This is a genomic window from Streptomyces sp. NPDC002580 (genome assembly GCF_042889485.1).
Classification (GTDB): domain Bacteria; phylum Actinomycetota; class Actinomycetes; order Streptomycetales; family Streptomycetaceae; genus Streptomyces.
The window spans coordinates 479,608-497,253 of the sequence record NZ_JBIAQZ010000004.1 but is presented as its reverse complement, the minus strand read 5'-3'; the positions used below and the strand labels follow the sequence as shown (position 1 = coordinate 497,253).

The following is a 17,646-nucleotide window of genomic DNA, read 5'->3' as shown; positions in this document are numbered from 1 at the left end:
GGCGGAGCGCCCGGCGCCGTCCACCGGACGCGACGGGAACCGACCGCGTCCGGACGGTTCCCGTACCCGTACCGGCCGCTCGCGTCCGTCACGCGCGCGTGCCCCGCGACCGCAGGCCCGCGCGCGTGATCCGGGACGGTTTCCTACGCCGGCCGCTGCAGCACCGTCATGCTCCGGTCGACCAGGGTCAGCCGGTCCCCGGCCGCGACCTTCGCGCCCGTGCCCGGGGCGACCCCCTCCGGGCGGGAGGTGTCGACGACGACCTGCCACTGGCGGCCGTGATCGACCGGTACGACGAAGTCCAGCGGCTTCGGGGAGGCGTTGAACATCAACAGGAAGGAGTCGTCGGCGATGCGCTCCCCGCGAGGGCCCGGCTCGGAGATCGCGTTGCCGTTGAGGAAGACGGACAGCGCCCGGGCCTGCGCGGAACCCCAGTCGCGCTGGGTCATCTCCTGGCCCTCCGGGGTGAACCACGCGATGTCGGAGAGCTCGTCGTGCGTGCCCTGGACGGGCCGCCCGTGGAAGAAGCGCCGTCGCCGGAAGACGGGGTGGTCCCTGCGCAGCCACACCATCGCGCGCGTGAAGTCGAGCAGCTCGGAGCCGTCCTCCGGCCACGGCACCCAGGCCAGCTCGCTGTCCTGGCAGTACGCGTTGTTGTTGCCGCCCTGCGAGCGCGCGAACTCGTCGCCGTGGCTGAGCATGGGCACGCCCTGGGACAGCATCAGCGTGGCGATGAAGTTGCGCTGCTGCCGGCCGCGCAGCGCCAGCACGCCCTCGTCGTCCGTCTCGCCCTCCGCACCGCAGTTCCAGGACCGGTTGTGGCTCTCGCCGTCGCGGTTGTCCTCGCCGTTGGCCTGGTTGTGCTTGTCGTTGTACGACACGAGGTCGTGCAGCGTGAAGCCGTCGTGGCAGGTCACGAAGTTGATGGACGCGAGGGGGCGGCGGCCGTCGTCCTGGTACAGGTCCGAGGAGCCGGTCAGCCGGGACGCGAACTCCGCGAGGGTGCGCGGCTCGCCGCGCCACATGTCCCGCACGGTGTCGCGGTACTTGCCGTTCCACTCGGTCCACAGGGGCGGGAAGTTGCCCACCTGGTAGCCGCCCTCGCCGACGTCCCAGGGTTCGGCGATCAGCTTCACCTGGGAGACCACCGGGTCCTGCTGCACGAGGTCGAAGAACGACGACAGCCGGTCCACCTCGTGGAACTGGCGCGCCAGCGTGGCCGCGAGGTCGAAGCGGAAGCCGTCCACGTGCATGTCCGTGACCCAGTAGCGCAGCGAGTCCATGATCAGCTGGAGCACGTGCGGGGAGCGCATCAGGAGCGAGTTCCCGGTGCCCGTGGTGTCCATGTAGTAGCGGGGGTCGTCCGCCAGACGGTAGTACGAGGCGTTGTCGAGGCCCCTGAAGGACAGCGTCGGGCCCAGGTGGTTGCCCTCCGCCGTGTGGTTGTAGACGACGTCCAGGATGACCTCGATCCCGGCCTCGTGCAGCGCCCGGACGGCCGACTTGAACTCCAGGACCTGCTGGCCCCGGTCGCCCCAGGAGGCGTACGCGTTGTGCGGGGCGAAGAAGCCGATGGTGTTGTAGCCCCAGTAGTTGTTGAGGCCCATGTCCACCAGCCGGTGGTCGTTCACGAACTGGTGTACGGGCATCAGTTCCAGTGCCGTGACGCCCAGTTTCGTCAGGTGTTCGATGATCGCCGGATGCGCGAGAGCCGCGTACGTGCCGCGCAGCTCGTCGGGGAGCGCCGGGTGGCGCATGGTCAGGCCCTTCACATGGGCCTCGTAGAGCACCGTGTGGTGGTACTCCGTCCGGGGGCGCCGGTCGTCGCCCCAGTCGAAGTACGGGTTGACCACCACCGACGACATGGTGTGCGGCGCCGAGTCGAGGTCGTTGCGCTTGTCGGGTGACCCGAACGGGTAGCCGTACACCTCCTCGCCCCAGCTCACGGAGCCGGCGATCGCACGCGCGTACGGATCGAGGAGCAGTTTCGCGGAGTTGGCGCGCTGCCCCCGCTCGGGGGCGTACCGCCCGTGCACCCGGAAGCCGTACCGCTGTCCCGGCATGACGCCGGGCAGGTACGCGTGCCGGACGAACGCGTCGGTCTCGCGCAGTTCCACGGCCGTCTCCGAGCCGTCGTCGTGCAGAAGGCACAGCTCGATACGGTCGGCGGCCTCCGAGAAGACCGCGAAATTGGTACCGGCACCGTCGTACGTGGCACCGAGTGGATACGCCTCGCCAGGCCAGACCTGCATGGATATGACTCTTCCAGTAGTGCCGTGCCCCTGGGGGCGAGTCCGTGCCGAGTCTTCCCGAAAGTGATGGAACCTCCTATGCCTTACATCCCTCTTACCCCGTGACCAGGCATACCTCGTATGCCGAACCAGTGGGACTTGAGCGACCCCTGAAAGCACGGGGGGAGCAGGGGGAAATGTGCGCAAGACAGTGCGCCGCCATCTGGGCAAGGTGGTGGCGGGAGCGGCCATCGCGGTGGCCGGGACGGCCGTGATGGTCGGAATCACTCTTCCGGGTGAGGCGGGGGCCGAGGAAGAGAACGGCGGCCTCCGGGCCGGCACCGCGGCGGAGCAGCAGGCGGCGCAGCGGGAGCAGGGCGGAGCGGTACCGCCCGGCGTCGTCGAGCGGGCACCCGTCCAGGGCGAGAAGGGCAAGGGCCGTGACCCGCTGACCGACGACGAGATCACCCGCGTCGGACAGATAGCGGTGAACCGGCAGCTCCTCAATTCCAGTGAGGACGTCGAGGGCGAGCGTGGCCCGCAGCGTATCGGCGTCGACCTCGCCGAACCCGGGACGGCCGAACTGGACGACCCGAACGCGCCCCGCCGCGCCGACGTCACGTTCTACGACTACAAGGACGACACCCTCGTCACCAGGACCGTCAACCTCGACACCGGGAAGGTCGAGGGGACGGGCACGCAGCACGGTGTCCAGCCGCCGATCAGCCGGGACGAGATGACCGAGGCCGCGAAGCTGCTGATCGCCGACCCGCTCGGCGCCGGGCTGAAGGCCGACTTCAAGGACGCCACCGGCAAGGAACTCGCCTCGCCCGACCAGCTGATGCTGAACAGCATGGTCTACCGCGCGACGCCCGGCGCCCAGCCCGCCGCCCTCGGCGCCTGTGGCGAGCACCGGTGCGTACGGCTCTTCCCGAAGGTCAAGAACGGGCCCTGGATCGACAGCCGTGACCTGGTGATCGACCTGAGCGCCCGCAAGGTCGGCAAGCTCGGCTGAGCGCCGCCCTTCCTCTCCTTCCCACCTTCACGCTTTCCGCAAGGAGTCACTTCTTCATGCGCGTCAACAGAAACAGCCGTGCCCGCAGCCGGGCGGCGGTGGGCCTCTCGGTGCTCGCCCTGGCCGCCGGCGCGACGACGGCCGCCGGACCGGCCGTCGCCCAGCCCAAGGCCGCTCCCGCGCCCGCCCCCGACTGCAGCGCGGCTTACCAGATAGAGCAGAAGCTCGCCACCGGCACCACCTGGCGGATGTGCTGGCACTACGAGCGCGAGGCCGGGCTCGTCCTGGAGGACATCTCCTACCAGCCTCCCGGCGAGACCGCCCCGATCAAGGTCCTCAGCACCGCCAAGCTCGCCCAGATCGACGTCCCCTACGACGACGGCTCGGTCGAGTACAGCGACCTGACGGGTGCCGGCTTCGGCCAGGGCCTGGTCGACATGACCGCCGCCGAGTGCCCGGGCGGAACGATCAAGACGGTCAAGGTCCCGGGCGACGGGAACCCGCAGGGCTCGAACATCAAGGGCCTGTGCACCACGACCCGTTCACGCGGCCACGCCTACCGGATGGAGGCCGACACCGGGAACAAGGTCTTCCAGAAGCAGGGCAAGGACCTGCTCGTCTACACCGTCAACAAGGTCGGCTGGTACGAGTACATCACCGAGTGGCGCTTCCAGGACGACGGCACCCTCAACATGAACGTCGGCGCCACCGGCAGCCTCTCGCCCTTCGACTACGACGCGGGCGACGGCCGCGGCTGGCCGCTGGGCAGGGGCGCCAAGGACTACGCCACCAGCCACAGCCACAACGTCTTCTGGCGGCTCAACTTCGGCCTGGACGGCTCGTCCAAGGCCAAGGTCGAGCAGTACGACTCCACGGTCAGCCCGCCCGCGCAGGGTGCCCAGGCGCCGAGCAACAAGACCAAGGTCACCAAGGTCACCAAGGAACTCGCGGGCGACGCCAAGAACATGCGCTGGTGGCGGGTCGTCAGCAACTCCGGGAAGAACAAGGACAACCACGCGCGGTCGTACGAGATCGTCCCGGGTGCGACCACCAAGTACCTCGGCCGGCCCTTCACCAAGCACGACGTCTACTTCACCGAGTACGACAAGTGCGAGCAGTTCGCCAGCGACAACCTGCGCAACTGCGGTGCCGGACACGGGAATTCCGTCGACAAGTGGGTCGGCGGACAGACGCTCACGCACCCCGTCGTCTGGGTCAACGTGGGATTCCACCACATCGCCCGCGACGAGGACCAGCAGCCCATGCCGGTGCACTGGCAGGGTTTCTCCATCGCTCCGCGCGATGTCACCGCTATGAATCCGCTCACTCCGCCGGAGCTGGCGAACCAGAACGGGCAAGTCCAACCAAGGTAGTTGGGAAACGACCTGTGCATCGGGCTGCACCGCTCGCCGCTCCCGGAGTACCCTTCCTTGATCGTTGATTGGGGCATGGCCCCTGGAAGTGCTCGGGGGAGCGGAAGGCGGTGCGTGGGTGGGCTCGGGAGGGCTGGAGCTGCCTCCTGGTGACGATGGTCACGAGGGAAACTCCAATGATGTCCCACCCGGCGCGGTGTCCCTGGCACGGCCGATGGAGATGGGATCCATCGGTCCGGAACTGGACTGGGGCGCCGACGCCTGGCGCGAGGTGCGTACGCGCGCCCAGCGGGCCGGGCGCGCCTACATCTGGCTGAACCTCGTCGAACAGCGGCTGCGCGCGGTCGTGGCCGCTGTTCTCCGGCCCATCTACGAACCCGTCCACGGCGACGACTGGGTGGTCGCCGCGGCGGGTCCGGCCGGTCAGGAGTGGGTGCAGCGTGCCGTCGCTGTACGCGAAGTCAGCCGCCGCAAGGGGTACTTGCTCGACCCGGCCGACGACAACGTGCTCAGTTTCCTCACGTTGCCCCAGCTGCGCGAGCTGATGGTGCAGCACTGGCCCTGCTTCGAGCCCTATTTCGACGAGCGCAGGGATGTCGAACTGGCCCTGGACGAACTGGAAGTCACCCGCAACGTCGTCTCGCGCAACCGGGCTCTCTCCGAGGCCGTGCTGGGCCAGGCCGAGCGGGCCGCGGGGAAGCTCCTGGAGATCCTCGGCGCCGGGAGCGACGTGCCCTCGGCGCGTCGGCTGCCCGTGGACGCCGTCGAGGAACTCGTGGGCGACCGGTACGCGGACGTCGTCGGTGTGCACTCGGACCGGGTACGGCTGCTGCGCCAGTTCCCCGCCGAGGACCTCTTCGGCGGAGCCCGCCGGCTCGACGCGATCGGCATCGGCCTGAACCTGCTCGTGCAGAACTTCTCCGGGCGCCGGCTGGTCCGGCTCGCCGAGTCCGGCTGCCGGGTGCGCCTGCTGTTCCTGAACCCCGCCTCCAGCGCGGTCAAGCGGCGCGAGCGCGAACTCGGCATCAAGCGAGGCGAGTTGAGCAGGGCTGTCGAGATGAACATCCTGCACATGCGGCGGGTCCGGTCCCGGCTGCGCGATCCGGACGCCTTCGAGATCCAGGTCTACGACGAGACGCCCCGCTTCACCGCCTACCTCGTGGACGGGGACGGCGCCGACGGCATCGCGGTCGTGCAGTCGTACCTGCGCCGCACGCGCGGCATGGAAGCGCCCGTCCTGGTGCTGCGCGGCGGAAGCAGACTGGTCAAACCGGACGAAACAGGCGAAGAAGGTCTCTTTCCGACCTATCGTGAAGAGTTCGAGGTGGCCTGGGCGGATTCGCGGCCAGTGTCCTGAAGCGGGTGTCCCTCCGGCCGGGTGGAACGCGGTCCTCGGATTGTCAGTGGCTCGTGGGATCGTGGAGACCACTGGGGGAAAGCACCACGAAGAAGGGGGGCCACCCATGGGCTGGCACCGGGAGCTGCTGATCGGCTTCGACCTGGAGACGACCGGGACCGATCCGCGAGAGGCGCGCATCGTCACGGGCGCCGTGATCGAGGTCAGGGACGGAGAACCGGAAGGACGCCGTGAATGGCTGGCCGATCCGGGCGTGGAGATCCCGGTCGACGCGGTGGCCGTGCACGGGATCACCAATGAGCGGGCGGCCGGCGAGGGCCGCCCCGCGGACGAGGTCGCCGACGCGATAGCGGGCGTCCTCACCACCTACTGGAAGAACGGCGTCCCGGTCGTCGCGTACAACGCGGCCTTCGACCTGACGCTGCTCTCCGCCGAGCTGCTGCGGTACGGACTGCCCTCGCTGCGCGAGCGGCTCGGCGACCTCGACCCGGCCCCGGTCATCGACCCGTACACCATCGACCGCTCCGTGGACCGGTATCGCAAGGGCAAGCGCAACCTCGAAGCGGTCTGCACCGAGTACGGCGTGGTCCTGGACGCCGCGCACGACGCGTCGGCCGACGCCCTCGCGGCGGCCCGGCTCGCCTGCGCGATAGCCCGCCGCCACCCCAAGGTCGCGGCCCTCGGCCCCGCCGAGCTGCACCGCCGCCAGATCGAGTGGTACGCGGAATGGGCGGCCGACTTCCAGTCCTTCCTGCGCCGCAAGGGCGACGCGGACGCGGTGGTGGACGGCACCTGGCCCCTGCGCGACCTGGCGGACCACCGAGTCTGACCCGACCCGCCGGTCCGCGACCCGCCGCCCCTCCGGTCCGCGATCCTTCGCCGGACGCCGGACGCCGGACGCCGGACGCCGATCATGGCCAGCAGCCAGCAGCCAGCAGCCAGCAGCCAGCAGCCAGCAGCCGGCCGTCGGCGGTCAGTGTCGACCGGGTGCGGTCGCAGGGCGCGTCGGCTTGGCGCCGGGCGCCGGAGCACGGTGGGAGAAGGTGCCGGACCCCGGACGCGCGTGCCGGATCGGCGGCGGCCGGGGAGCGGAGCCCGCCGCCGGGAGCCGGCGCAGGCTCAGAACGGGTACCAGCGCACCGTTTCGTCGCCGTCCCGCAGCGAGGCCACCCTGCGCTCGAACTCGGCCAGCGCCTTGGGGTTGGACGGCGCGTGCTGGGCCACCCAGGCACAGCTGGCCGTCTCGCGGGCACCCCGGAGGACGGCGCAGCCCTCCCACGTCCGGACGTCCCAGCCGTAGGCCGCGGTGAACGAGTCGTACGCCTCGGCGGGAAGCCCGTAGCGGTCGCGGGAGAGCGCCATGACCACCAGGTCGTGCTCCCGCAGGTCGGCGGAGAAGGTCTCCAGGTCGACCAGGACCGGGCCGTCCGGGCCGACGTGGACGTTGCGGGGCAGTGCGTCGCCGTGGATCGGGCCCGGCGGCAGCCGCGGGGTGAGTGCGGCGGCGGCCCCGGCGAAACCGTCGCGCCGCTCCCGCAGGTACGCCGCGTCGGCGGGGGCGATCACATCGCCGGCCAGGCGCAGCCAGCGCTCCACACCACCGAGCAGTTCACGGGGCGGCAGGGCGAAGGAGGGCGCGGGCAGGGCGTGCACGACGCGCAGGAGTTCGGCGAGATCGCGCGGCTCCGCGGGCCGGACGGGATCGGGCAGCCGGTGCCACACGGTCACCGGATGCCCGTCGGCCAGCAGCGGTTCGGGCTCGGCGGCCCGCACCGCGGGCACGTCCGACGCGGCGAGCCAGGCGGCGATGTCCAGCTCCCGGCGGGCCCGGTCGAGGAGTTCGGCGTCGCGCCCCACCTTGACGACCAGGTCGCCCGCCGCGAACACCGCGTTCTCGCCGAGGGCGAGGAGCGTCGCGTCCCGGGCCGGTCCCGGGAGCACCGCCGCCGCGGCCAGTACGTCCCGCGCCCGTGCCTCGTCCATCGCTCGCCTCCGTGTCCTCGCGCGCGCAGCCCGCGCGGTCCTTGCCCACGACGGCGTCGGGTACCGCCGTCCGTCGGCCAGTGTCGCATTCCCGCTGGTCGAACCCGGTGCGGGAGGCTCCGCGAGCACGGTCGGCGCAGGTGGGGGAGCCCGAGGGTCCCGGAGGCGGCGCGAGGTCGGCGGAATGTCACCGTCCGAGAGCCCCTCGGCACCCGCGCGTCATGGTTGTACGCGATCGGTGAAGGCCTGGCGCACTTTGGATAACGGTCGAATGTTTATATAACGCTCAGGTAACGCAGGGTGCGCGGAAATATCCGTGGACTCGGTTTCTGGTGAGACCGTTACCCCCTTGAAAAGGTTGCATGAGGCGGATCTTGTTCCTTCGGCGAGGACGTTCCTAACGTTGGGTTAATTCCAATCGAACGTCAGGAAGTTGACCCATGCGATCCACACGCCGGGACATACCGCCTCTCGCCGAGGTGCGCCGTAGGACGGAGAAGAAGCGCGACGCATGGTGGACCGTGCTCCTCGTCGACCCCGTCGCGACGCCGCTGGTCAGGCAGGTCGCGATGCGGACGAAGGTGACGCCGAACCAGATCACCGTGGGCGCGTTCCTGCTCGGTCTCGTCTCGGCGGCCTGTTTCGCACTCGGCGAGTGGCGCTGGCTCGTGGCGGGCGCGGTGCTCTACCACGTGAGCTTCATCTTCGACTGCATGGACGGCAAGCTCGCCCGGCTGACCGGTCAGGGATCGGTGTTCGGCGCCTGGCTGGACTTCGTCTTCGACCGCATCCGGGTGGCCGCGTGCGCGGTGGCACTGATGGCCGGTCAGTACCACCGCACCGGGGAGACGCTGTACATCTGGCTGGCCCTCGCCATCGTCGGCCTCGACAGCCTGCGCTACATCAACTCCCTGGAGATCTTCAAGATCCGCCACTCGATGCGGAAGCAGATCAAGTCCCGGCTGCGGGAGGCGCGCCGAGCCGAGAACCAGGCCGAGCTGACCTTCATGGAAGACCTGCTGCGCGACAATCCCGAGGCCGACATCGAGCAGGACATGACCAAGGCAGAGGAAGCCGCGCAGGCGGCCGTCGAGGTGGAGATCCCGGGGGGTGCGGCGGCTGTCGCGGCTGTCCCGACGGCCCAGGTCATCGACCTCCAGCAGGAGTTCCGCAAGCGTTTCCCGGCCTTCCTGCGGATGCGTTCCTTCCTGCTGCGGCACCGGATTCGGCCCCACCTCGTGAGCGGAATCGAGTTCCAGATGGGCGCCTTCATCATCGGCCCGCTCCTCGGCGCCGTCCTGGAGGCCACGATCGTCTCCGGCGTTCTCCTGCTTGTCTTCGAGCTCGCGATCATCTACAAACTGCTGCTGTCCACCCGGGACTTCACGCGCACGATCGACTCCTTCGAGCGGGACGCCGTGGCCAAGGCCGCCTGACCCCTCCCACCGTCCGCCCTCCGGGCGGACAGCACGGTGGCCGGGGCGCAGGCACCCCGGCCACGTCTGCGGACCGTCCCGTCCGTACCGGACTCCGGCCGGCCCGTCAGCGGGGCCGTACCCGGTCCGGCCCCGTCCTCAGACCCGCACCCGCTCGCCCTCCACCGCCGACGACGGGGGCACCGAGGCGGCCTCGGCCGACTCGTCGTGCGTGAGGTCGGGCATCCGCTCCAGCCACTTCGGCAGGTACCAGTTGCGCTCGCCGAGCAGGGCCATCGCCGCGGGGAGCAGCACACCGCGGATGATCGTCGCGTCGATGAGGACCGCGGCGGCCAGGCCCACGCCCATCTGCTTCATGGACTGCATGGACAGCGTCCCGAAGATCGCGAAGACGGCGACCATGATGACGGCGGCGCTGGTGACGACACCGGCCGTGGTGACCACCCCGTGCCGGATCGCGTCCTTGGTGCTGCGGCCTCGCAGATGTGCCTCACGGATCCGGGAGACCACGAACACGTGGTAGTCCATCGAGAGTCCGAACAGGATCACGAAGAGGAACAGCGGCAGCCAGGTGACGATGGCGCCGACGCCCGTCGCACCCACCAGGGACGCGCCCCAGCCGTGCTGGAAGACCGCGACCAGGATGCCGTAGGCGGCCGCGACCGAGAGGAGGTTGAGGACGATCGAGGTGATCGCGATCGTCAGCGAGCGGAACGAGAGCAGCATCAGGAGGAAGGCGAAGACGACCACGAAGGCGAACACCGGGGTCACCGAACCGACCAGCTGTTCGTTGAAGTCGTGCGAACCTGCCACCTGCCCGGTGATCGGAGCCTGCACGCCGTCGACCTTGCCGAGCGTCTGGGGCCGCACCTTGTCGCGCAGCAGTTCCAGGCTCCTCTCCGCCCTGTCCTGGTCGGAGCCGCCGACAAGCGGAACGTAGACGAAGGCGACGTCGTGCTCCGCGTGCACCTTGATGTCGACCGGGCCGCGTGAGGCACCCGAACTGATCGCCACGGCGCGGAAGTCATCGAGCGCAGCCTTGACCTCGGGAGCGTCGATGTCCCGTGCCTTGACGACCACCTCGGCCGGCTCGGAACCGCCGGGGAAGGCGTCGTTGACCCGGTTGTAGGTGCCCACGATCGACAGCGAGTTGCCGAACTCCTTGTCCAGGGTGAGCTGTTGGGTCTTCATGCCGAGTGCCGGAGCGGCGATGGCGAGCAGCACGCCCGTCGCGACGACCAGCGAGATCGCGGGCCTGGCGAGGACGACGCGCAGGACGGCACTCCAGAACCGGCTGCCCTCGTCGGCGCGGCGACGGGTTCCCGGGGCGCCGTTCGCGGCGCGCCCCTTGGCCCGGTTCAGGAACGGGATACGGCCTTTCTCGACCCGCCCGCCGAGCAGGGAGAGCAGGGCGGGCAGCACGGTGACCGAACCGACCATGGCGACCGCGACGACCATCAGTGAGGCCAGGCCCATCGCCTCGAACTCGGCGAGCCCGGTGAAGAGCATGCCGGCCATCGCGACGCAGACGGTGACCCCGGAGACGATGATGGCGCGGCCACTGGTCGCGGCGGCGATCCGCAGCGCCGTCTCGGCGTCGCGGCCGGCCTCGCGCTCCTCGCGTTCGCGGCGCAGGTAGAACAGGCAGTAGTCGACGCCGACGGCCAGACCCACCAGCAGCATCACGGAGTTGGCGGTGTCGCTCATCGGCATCAGATGGCTGACCACACCCATCAGGCCCATCGTCGCCATGATCGCGGTGACCGCGAGCGCCACCGGGAGCAGCGCCGCCACCAGCGCGCCGAACGCGATCAGCAGGATGCCGAGCGCGACGGGCACGGCGGACAGTTCGGCCTTCTGGAAGTCGTCGCCGAACGCGTCGTCGTACTGCTTCATCATGCTGGCGCCGCCGATCTCCTCGATCCGCAGCTCCGCGTGGTCCTTCTGCACCCGCTCCACGGCCTTCAGCACGGGCTCGACGCGCTCGCCCGCCGTCTCGGAGTCGCCGCGCATGTCGAACTGCACCAGCGCGCTGCGGCCGTCCTTCGAGATCGTCTTCGTGTCGTACGGCGAGGTCACGTCCGTGACCTCGCCGGTGGCGCCGACCGCGTCGACGACGGCGGCGACCGCGCTCCTGAACCCGGTGTCCGTGGCCTTGGCGCCCGCCTCCTTCGCCTGGATCAGAACCGTCTCGCCGGCCGGCTCCTTGATGTCGGCGTCCTCGATGATCTTGGCGGCGGTGTGTGTCTCGCCCTTGAGCTGGTCGCTCTCCTTGACGTCGACCCGACCCGCCGCGGAGCCGAGGCCCATCGCCAGGACGACGAACAGCACCCAGATCCCGACGGCCGCCCAGCGGTGGCGGGCGCTCCAGCCGCCTGCTCGCGCGGCGATGCCCCGCACCCGTGTGTCTCCGATCCCCATGACGGGCCAGCCCCCCTCGTGCGCGGTGACAACTCCTGCCGCCACCTCTCGTATCGAAGGTAGGGCCAGGACAGAGGCGTCTCCTCGTGCTGCCCGGTGAACCCCCGGCGCTCCGACTCCTCCCAACGGACCCCGGGCCCTCCGCACTGGGGAGGACAGAAGCCCCCTACACGTAATGACACTTCTCGGGGATGCCGCTCAGGGACCGTCCGGCTCGGGGCGGCGCTCGGACGGCCCGTGGAGCGCGGTCGCCGCGTCCACCCCCACGCGGTACGGCGCCCGTTTTAAGGTGTGCGGATGACGACGACGTACGCGGCGCTGTTGCGCGGCATCAATGTGGGTGGCGCCAAGAAGGTGCCGATGGCCGAGCTGCGCACCCTGATGGAAGGACTCGGGTACGGCGACGTCCGGACGTATCTCCAGAGCGGGAACGCCGTCTTCGGCAGCGGCCACGGCGACGAGGACTCCCTCGCCGGCGAGCTCTCGGAGGCCATCGAGAAGCACTTCGGGTTCGAGGTGGGCGTCCTCGTCCGTGACCACGCCCACCTGCGGGCCGTACGGGAGTCCTGCCCCTTCCCGGCCGCCGAGCTGGAGGCGAGGCAACTGCACGTCACCTACTTCTCGGACGCCGTCGACGCCGAGCGGTTCGCCTCCGTCGAGGCCGCGGCCTTCCTCCCCGAGGAGTTCCGCCTGGGGGACCGCGTCCTCTACCTGTACGCGCCCGACGGCCTCGGCCGCTCCAAGCTCGCGGTGGCACTGGCGAGGCCCCGGCTGCTCAAGGGCGTCCTCGCGACGACGCGGAACTGGAACACCGTCGTCAAGCTGGAGGAACTGACCGGTGCCTGAGCGCAATGCCGCCGTCGACGCCGCCATCGAGGGCGAACTGCGCCTGCTCGACCCGGCGGTCCGCTGTTCGGCCGAACTCCTCGGCGCGCTGCTGCACCCCGACTTCCACGAGTTCGGTGTCTCCGGGCGCGTCTGGGACCGTGCTTCGGTCATCGAGGAGATGGCCCCGGAGGGGAACGCGGGGAGTCGTATGACGACTTCCCGGATGAAGGGCGTGCAGCTCGCCGCCGACCTGGTTCACCTGACGTTCGACACCGACGACAACGGCCGCCGGGCGCACCGTAGTTCGCTGTGGCGCTTCACCGGAGACGAGTGGCTGCTGTACTTCCACCAGGGGACACCGTTCGGCGCTGTCGACGGGTGAGCCCGCCCACGGCCCCCGGGGCGGCTCGGACCCGCCGTGGGCCGTCACCGCCGGCCACCGCCGCTCGGCGGAGCGAACCCAGTACGGCCGGCCGCCGCCGATCCGCAGGGCGCGGGTGCCGTCCGGTGACCGATTGGACCACGAATTCGGCGCGCAAGTGGGCCAGGACTGCGCGGCGGCGCGTGACTAGCCTCGCCCGTATGACCACCACCGCGTCCACCGAGCCCACCCGCGTCGACTTCTGGTTCGACCCCGCCTGCCCCTTCGCCTGGATCACCTCCCGCTGGATGCTGGAGGTCGAGCGGCAGCGACCGCTCGACCTCCGCTTCCACGTCATGAGCCTGTACCTGCACAACGTCGGCAATGAACTGCCCGGCTGGTACCGCGAGTTGGTGGACAAGTCGATCGGCCCGGTCCGGGTCGCGGTCGCCGCGGCCGAGCGGCACGGCGAGAAGGTGCTGCGCGATCTCTACACGGCCCTCGGCACCCGCGTCCATCAGGGCGGCGTGAAGGACTTCGACGCCGTGGTCGCCGAGGCGCTCGCCGAACTCGGGCTGCCGGCCGAACTGGCCGACGCGGCCCACGACTCCTCGTACGACGAGGCGCTGCGCCGCAGCCACGACGCCGGCACCGAGCCGGACTCCGGCGCCTACGTGGGGACTCCCACCCTTCACGTCGACGGAACGGTGTGGTTCGGGCCGGTGCTCCGGGCCGTCCCCCGCGGCGAGAAGGCCGCCGAACTGTTCGACAGCTTCCGCGTCCTCGCGGCCCACCCCGACTTCTTCGAGCTCAAGAGGACCCGCACGGGCGGGCTCGCCTTCGACTGACCCCCTCCCGGAAACCGGGGGATCAGGCGCCGATCGCCTGCAAGGACGGCATCCGGGCCTCGTCGTAGCGGTCCAGCAGCACCCGCGCGACCTCCGGCGCGGGACCGAGGACGTCGGCGAGCACGTCGGCCCCGGCGGCACCGCGGGCGATCCGGTCGGGCAGGAAGCCCGGGGCCAGGACGTACGGGGCGACGGCGACCCGCTCGCAGCCGAGGGCGCGGAGTTCACGGACCGCGTCCTCGGTGCGAGGAAGGGACGCGGAGGCGAACGCGGGCCGCACGGCGCACCAACCGGTGTGCCGCCACTCCCGCGCGATTTCTGCGATCACCGCGATCGCCTCCGGGTCGGTGGACCCCGCCGAGGCCAGGACGACCCCGGTCGAGGACTTGTCGGCGGGCGTCAGCCCCGCCTCGTACAGCCGGCGTTCGAGCGCGGCCGTCAGCGACGGGGACGGGCCGAGCACCTCCGCCTGCCGGACGCGCAGTCGCGACGGTGCCTCCCGCAGCACCGCCGGGATGTCCGACTTGGCGTGGAAGGCGCGGGTCAGCAGCAGCGGCAGCGCCACCACGTCCCGGACACCTTCGGCCGCCAGAGAGTTCAACACCCCTTGCACGGAAGGGACGTTGAAGTCGAGGAAGCCGGTCTCCACGCGCAGGCCGGGGCGCTGGGCGCGCACCCTTCGCACCAGGGCGTGCACCGTCGCGGCGTGCCGCGGGTCACGGCTGCCGTGGGCGATGACGACGAGGACGGGACGCTCCGGCCTGCTCATTGCGGGGTCAGCCCTTCACCAGGAGTCCGCGGCTGCGCAGCACCCATCGCTCCACCGGGCTGAAGACGATCAGGTCGATGGCGATACCGACGAACAGGATGAGGAAGATGGCGAGGAAGACCATCGGCATGGAGCTGGCGTTGCGGCCGTTCTCCAGCAACTGGCCGAGGCCCACGCCGAGATCGGGCGAGGAGGCGATGATCTCCGCGGCCATCAGGGAGCGCCAGGAGAACGCCCAGCCCTGCTTCAGGCCGGCCAGATAGCCGGGCAGCGCGGCCGGCATCACGATGTGCCAGGTCCCGCGCAGCCCGGTCGCGCCCATCGTGCGGCCAGCCCGCAGGAACAGCGGCGGCACCTGGTCCACGCCCGACACCAGCCCGTTGGCGATCGACGGGACCGCGCCGAGCAGGATCACCGCGTACATCATCGAGTTGTTCAGGCCCAGCCAGATCACGGCCGGCGGCACCCACGCCACCGAGGGCAGGGACTGAAGGCCCGACAGGATCGGGCCGATCGCGGCGCGCACGAACTTCACCCGGGCCACCAGCAGGCCCAGCGGGGTCCCGATCACCAGGGCGAACAGGAAGCCGAGCAGACCGCGCGAGACGCTGGTCCAGATGTAGTCGAGCAGCGTGCCCTGGAGCCAGGCGTTCCTGACCTCGCTCCAGACGTCGGACGGCGAGGGCAGCTTCGTGGGGTCGTCGACGATCTTGAACGTGATCAGCGCCTGCCAGGCCAGCACGACCACGACGAACGCGACGAGCGGGGGAAGTATCTTCTGCCGGAACGTCGTGCCGAAGGACTTGCGGTCGGCGACGGAGGACTCGAGCGCGTCGAGGCCCGCCTCCAGCCCGCCCAGCCCGTCGTTGTCCGTGACGGCGGCGTCGGCGCTCGTCTCAGTGCTGGCCATGGCGGCGGATCTCCCCACGCAGTTCTTCGGTGATCTCGATGGACAGTTCCGCCACGGGGGCGTCCTCGATGCGGCGCGGCTGCGGAATGTCCACCGTCCACTCGCGGGCGATGCGCCCCGGGCGCGAGGACAGCAGGACCACGCGCTGGGCGAGCCGCACCGCCTCGCGGACGTTGTGCGTCACGAAGAGGACGGACAGTCCGGTCTCGCGCCAGATCCGGGTCAGCTCGTCGTGCAGCACGTCCCGGGTGATCGCGTCCAGCGCGGCGAACGGTTCGTCCATCAGCAGGATCTGGCTGTCCTGCGCGAGCGCCCGCGCCAGCGCCACACGCTGGCGCATACCGCCGGACAGCTCGTGCACCCGCTTGCCGTACGCGCCCTTCAGCCGGACGAGTTCGAGCAGCTCCTCGGCCCGCCCGCGCCGCTCGGATTTCGGAACCCCCCGCAGCCTCAGGGCGAGTTCGATGTTCTTGCCCGCGGTCAGCCACGGGAAGAGGGCGTGCTCCTGGAACATCAGGGCCGGGCGCCCGTGGGTCGTGATGGTGCCGGCGGAGGGCTTGTCGAGCCCTGCCACCAGGTTCAGCAGTGTGGACTTGCCGCAGCCCGAGGCACCCAGGAGGGTGACGAACTCGCCCGGCGCGACGTCGAGGGTGATGTCGTCGAGGACGAGCTGGGGCCCTGCCGGTCCGGCGAAGGACTTCGAGACGTGCTCGATGCGGGCGGCGTACTCCGTCGCGACGGCGCCGTCGGCGGCCTTGGCGAGCGTCGTTGCCATGGTCGTCACCTCCTGGGAACTCGATTGGATCCGGGCTACTTGACGCCGAGACCGGCGTCGTCGACGGTGTCCTCGCCCGCGGCGGCGAGGACCTTGTTCAGGAGCGCGAGGTCGTAGATGCCGGTCAGGTTCGGCTTCTCCAGGAGACCGGCCTTCACCGCGTGGTCCGCCTCCGAGTTCAGGGTCGAGGCCAGCGGGTCGTTCGTGATCTGGATGGACTTCCAGGCCGGGTCGAGGACTTCGGCCGGCAGCGCCTTGCCGGAGTCGGCCTCCAGCTGCTTGTTCGCCGAGGCCTTCGCGTCGTCCGGGTTGGCGTTGATCCACTCGTTCGTCTCGACGGAGCCCCTCAGCACCGCCTCGACGACCTTCGGGTGCTCCTTGAGGAACTTCTGCGACACGATGATGTTCGTGATCACGAACTTCTTGTCGGGCCACAGGTCGGACTCGTCGAGCAGCACCTTTCCGCCCTCGGCGACGAGCTTGGAGGCGGTCGGCTCCGGCACCCAGGCGCCGTCGATGGAGCCGGACTTGTAGGCGTCCGGGGTGATCTTGTTGTCGGTGCGGACCACCGACACATCGCCCTTGCCGCTCTGCGCGTCGACCTTCCAGCCCTGCTCCGCGGCCCAGTTGAGGAACGCGACGTCCTGGGTGTTGCCGAGCTGCGGCGTCGCGATCTTCTTGCCCTTGACGTCCTTCAGCGACTTCACCTTCTTGGGGTTCACCACGAGCTTGACGCCGCCCGAGGCCGAACCGCCGATGATGCGAAGGCTCTTGCCCTCGGACTTCGTGAAGCCGTTGATGGACGGCGAGGGGCCGATCCAGCCGATGTCGATGGAGCCCGAGTTGAGCGCCTCGATCTCGGAGGGGCCCGCGTTGAAGACCTGGTACTTCGCGGCCGTGGCGCCGAGCTCCTTCTGGAAGAAGCCCTTCTGGTTGCCGACCAGCGCGGTGGCGTGCGTGAGGTTGCCGAAGTAGCCGATCTTCACGGAGTCGAGACCGTCGATCTTCTTCGCCCCGGCGGCGACCTCGGCCGCGGGGTTGTCGTCCTTCGCGTCGGATCCGTAGCTGCAGGCGGCGAGGGCGAGCAGCGGGAGAGCGGTGGCGACGGCTAGGCCGCGGCCCAGCAGCTTGGTGCGCGTGGAGCGGATGGCAGGCACGGGAGGGGTTCCTCTCGGAGGCCCGGCGGTCACGCCTTCTCAGGTCGTGGCCGGGAGGTCGGCATGTCTTCGTTGTCGCAGGCGGTGGGGGGACGGGGCGCGCATGCAGTGCGCGTACGTCATCGCGCACATCGCCCGACCCCGCCCTGCCCGCTGCCGAGGGCGCCGCTGCCCACGCGGCC

At 70.3% G+C, this 17,646-nt stretch carries 15 protein-coding genes; 8 read left to right on the top strand and 7 right to left on the bottom strand.

Annotated features, from left to right (window positions below):
- Positions 1–143: 143 nt before the first annotated feature.
- The gene (gene glgX, locus ACFYW7_RS16245; protein WP_389502470.1) at positions 144–2,252 is read right to left on the bottom strand and encodes a glycogen debranching protein GlgX; all 2,109 of its coding nucleotides are present in this window, start codon (positions 2,250–2,252) and stop codon (positions 144–146) included.
- Between the two features lie 178 nt (positions 2,253–2,430).
- Between glgX and ACFYW7_RS16240 the strand changes: the two genes are divergently transcribed.
- The 4 genes from ACFYW7_RS16240 to ACFYW7_RS16225 all read left to right on the top strand — a co-directional run bounded on the left by ACFYW7_RS16240 (position 2,431) and on the right by ACFYW7_RS16225 (position 6,805).
- Complete coding sequence (locus ACFYW7_RS16240; RefSeq protein ID WP_389502468.1) at positions 2,431–3,246, top strand: Tat pathway signal sequence domain protein; 816 nt, start codon at positions 2,431–2,433, stop codon at positions 3,244–3,246.
- A 56-nt stretch (positions 3,247–3,302) separates the two neighbouring features.
- Positions 3,303–4,619, top strand: a complete 1,317-nt coding sequence (locus ACFYW7_RS16235) for a copper amine oxidase (RefSeq protein ID WP_389502466.1) — start codon at positions 3,303–3,305, stop codon at positions 4,617–4,619.
- A 118-nt stretch (positions 4,620–4,737) separates the two neighbouring features.
- On the top strand, positions 4,738–5,976 hold the full coding sequence (locus ACFYW7_RS16230; RefSeq protein WP_389502464.1) for an SAV2148 family HEPN domain-containing protein: 1,239 nt from the start codon (positions 4,738–4,740) through the stop codon (positions 5,974–5,976).
- 106 nt (positions 5,977–6,082) lie between these two features.
- The gene (locus tag ACFYW7_RS16225; protein ID WP_389502462.1) at positions 6,083–6,805 is read left to right on the top strand and encodes a 3'-5' exonuclease; all 723 of its coding nucleotides are present in this window, start codon (positions 6,083–6,085) and stop codon (positions 6,803–6,805) included.
- Between the two features lie 290 nt (positions 6,806–7,095).
- Here ACFYW7_RS16225 and ACFYW7_RS16220 read toward each other — a convergent pair whose 3' ends face one another.
- Positions 7,096–7,959, bottom strand: coding sequence for a phosphotransferase enzyme family protein (locus tag ACFYW7_RS16220; protein ID WP_389502460.1), 864 nt, complete (start codon positions 7,957–7,959; stop codon positions 7,096–7,098).
- 440 nt (positions 7,960–8,399) lie between these two features.
- Here ACFYW7_RS16220 and ACFYW7_RS16215 point away from each other — a divergent pair, with 440 nt between their 5' ends.
- A complete protein-coding gene (locus ACFYW7_RS16215; protein ID WP_389502458.1) occupies positions 8,400–9,395 on the top strand; it encodes a CDP-alcohol phosphatidyltransferase family protein in 996 nt (331 codons plus the stop codon).
- Between the two features lie 138 nt (positions 9,396–9,533).
- Here ACFYW7_RS16215 and ACFYW7_RS16210 read toward each other — a convergent pair whose 3' ends face one another.
- The gene (locus ACFYW7_RS16210; RefSeq protein ID WP_389502745.1) at positions 9,534–11,816 is read right to left on the bottom strand and encodes an MMPL family transporter; all 2,283 of its coding nucleotides are present in this window, start codon (positions 11,814–11,816) and stop codon (positions 9,534–9,536) included.
- A 297-nt stretch (positions 11,817–12,113) separates the two neighbouring features.
- Here ACFYW7_RS16210 and ACFYW7_RS16205 point away from each other — a divergent pair, with 297 nt between their 5' ends.
- The 3 genes from ACFYW7_RS16205 (at position 12,114) to ACFYW7_RS16195 (ending at position 13,853) form a co-directional block, all read left to right on the top strand.
- Entirely contained in the window at positions 12,114–12,662 is a 549-nt protein-coding gene (locus ACFYW7_RS16205) for a DUF1697 domain-containing protein (protein WP_389502456.1), read from the top strand.
- Entirely contained in the window at positions 12,655–13,026 is a 372-nt protein-coding gene (locus ACFYW7_RS16200; protein WP_389502454.1) for a DUF4440 domain-containing protein, read from the top strand. Before ACFYW7_RS16205 ends, ACFYW7_RS16200 begins: the two co-directional genes overlap by 8 nt.
- Positions 13,027–13,226: 200 nt before the next feature.
- Positions 13,227–13,853 (top strand): DsbA family protein, encoded by a 627-nt coding sequence (locus tag ACFYW7_RS16195; RefSeq protein ID WP_389502452.1) that lies wholly within the window; start codon positions 13,227–13,229, stop codon positions 13,851–13,853.
- A gap of 22 nt (positions 13,854–13,875) precedes the next feature.
- Here the strand turns inward: ACFYW7_RS16195 and ACFYW7_RS16190 are convergent, their stop codons facing one another.
- From ACFYW7_RS16190 to ACFYW7_RS16175, 4 genes are read right to left on the bottom strand one after another with little or no spacing between them, the layout of a single operon-like run.
- Positions 13,876–14,622: a sirohydrochlorin chelatase gene (locus tag ACFYW7_RS16190; RefSeq protein ID WP_389502450.1), complete on the bottom strand. Its 747-nt coding sequence runs from the start codon at positions 14,620–14,622 to the stop codon at positions 13,876–13,878.
- Positions 14,623–14,629: 7 nt separating this feature from the next.
- Positions 14,630–15,532, bottom strand: coding sequence for an ABC transporter permease (locus ACFYW7_RS16185; protein ID WP_389502448.1), 903 nt, complete (start codon positions 15,530–15,532; stop codon positions 14,630–14,632).
- The gene (locus ACFYW7_RS16180; RefSeq protein WP_389502446.1) at positions 15,519–16,307 is read right to left on the bottom strand and encodes an ABC transporter ATP-binding protein; all 789 of its coding nucleotides are present in this window, start codon (positions 16,305–16,307) and stop codon (positions 15,519–15,521) included. Before ACFYW7_RS16180 ends, ACFYW7_RS16185 begins: the two co-directional genes overlap by 14 nt.
- 35 nt (positions 16,308–16,342) lie before the next feature.
- Positions 16,343–17,464, bottom strand: coding sequence for an aliphatic sulfonate ABC transporter substrate-binding protein (locus ACFYW7_RS16175; protein WP_389502444.1), 1,122 nt, complete (start codon positions 17,462–17,464; stop codon positions 16,343–16,345).
- Positions 17,465–17,646 lie beyond the last annotated feature (182 nt).

Excerpts from the sequence above, each read along its gene's own strand:
- ACFYW7_RS16185 (WP_389502448.1), bottom strand. The coding sequence starts at position 15,532 with ATGGCCAGCACTGAGACGAGCGCCGACGCCGCCGTCACGGACAACGAC.
- ACFYW7_RS16220 (WP_389502460.1), bottom strand. The coding sequence starts at position 7,959 with ATGGACGAGGCACGGGCGCGGGACGTACTGGCCGCGGCGGCGGTGCTC.
- ACFYW7_RS16195 (WP_389502452.1), top strand. The coding sequence starts at position 13,227 with ATGACCACCACCGCGTCCACCGAGCCCACCCGCGTCGACTTCTGGTTC.
- glgX (WP_389502470.1), bottom strand. The coding sequence starts at position 2,252 with ATGCAGGTCTGGCCTGGCGAGGCGTATCCACTCGGTGCCACGTACGAC.
- ACFYW7_RS16210 (WP_389502745.1), bottom strand. The coding sequence starts at position 11,816 with ATGGGGATCGGAGACACACGGGTGCGGGGCATCGCCGCGCGAGCAGGC.
- ACFYW7_RS16205 (WP_389502456.1), top strand. The coding sequence starts at position 12,114 with ATGACGACGACGTACGCGGCGCTGTTGCGCGGCATCAATGTGGGTGGC.
- ACFYW7_RS16235 (WP_389502466.1), top strand. The coding sequence starts at position 3,303 with ATGCGCGTCAACAGAAACAGCCGTGCCCGCAGCCGGGCGGCGGTGGGC.
- ACFYW7_RS16225 (WP_389502462.1), top strand. The coding sequence starts at position 6,083 with ATGGGCTGGCACCGGGAGCTGCTGATCGGCTTCGACCTGGAGACGACC.
- ACFYW7_RS16180 (WP_389502446.1), bottom strand. The coding sequence starts at position 16,307 with ATGGCAACGACGCTCGCCAAGGCCGCCGACGGCGCCGTCGCGACGGAG.
- ACFYW7_RS16215 (WP_389502458.1), top strand. The coding sequence starts at position 8,400 with ATGCGATCCACACGCCGGGACATACCGCCTCTCGCCGAGGTGCGCCGT.
- ACFYW7_RS16190 (WP_389502450.1), bottom strand. The coding sequence starts at position 14,622 with ATGAGCAGGCCGGAGCGTCCCGTCCTCGTCGTCATCGCCCACGGCAGC.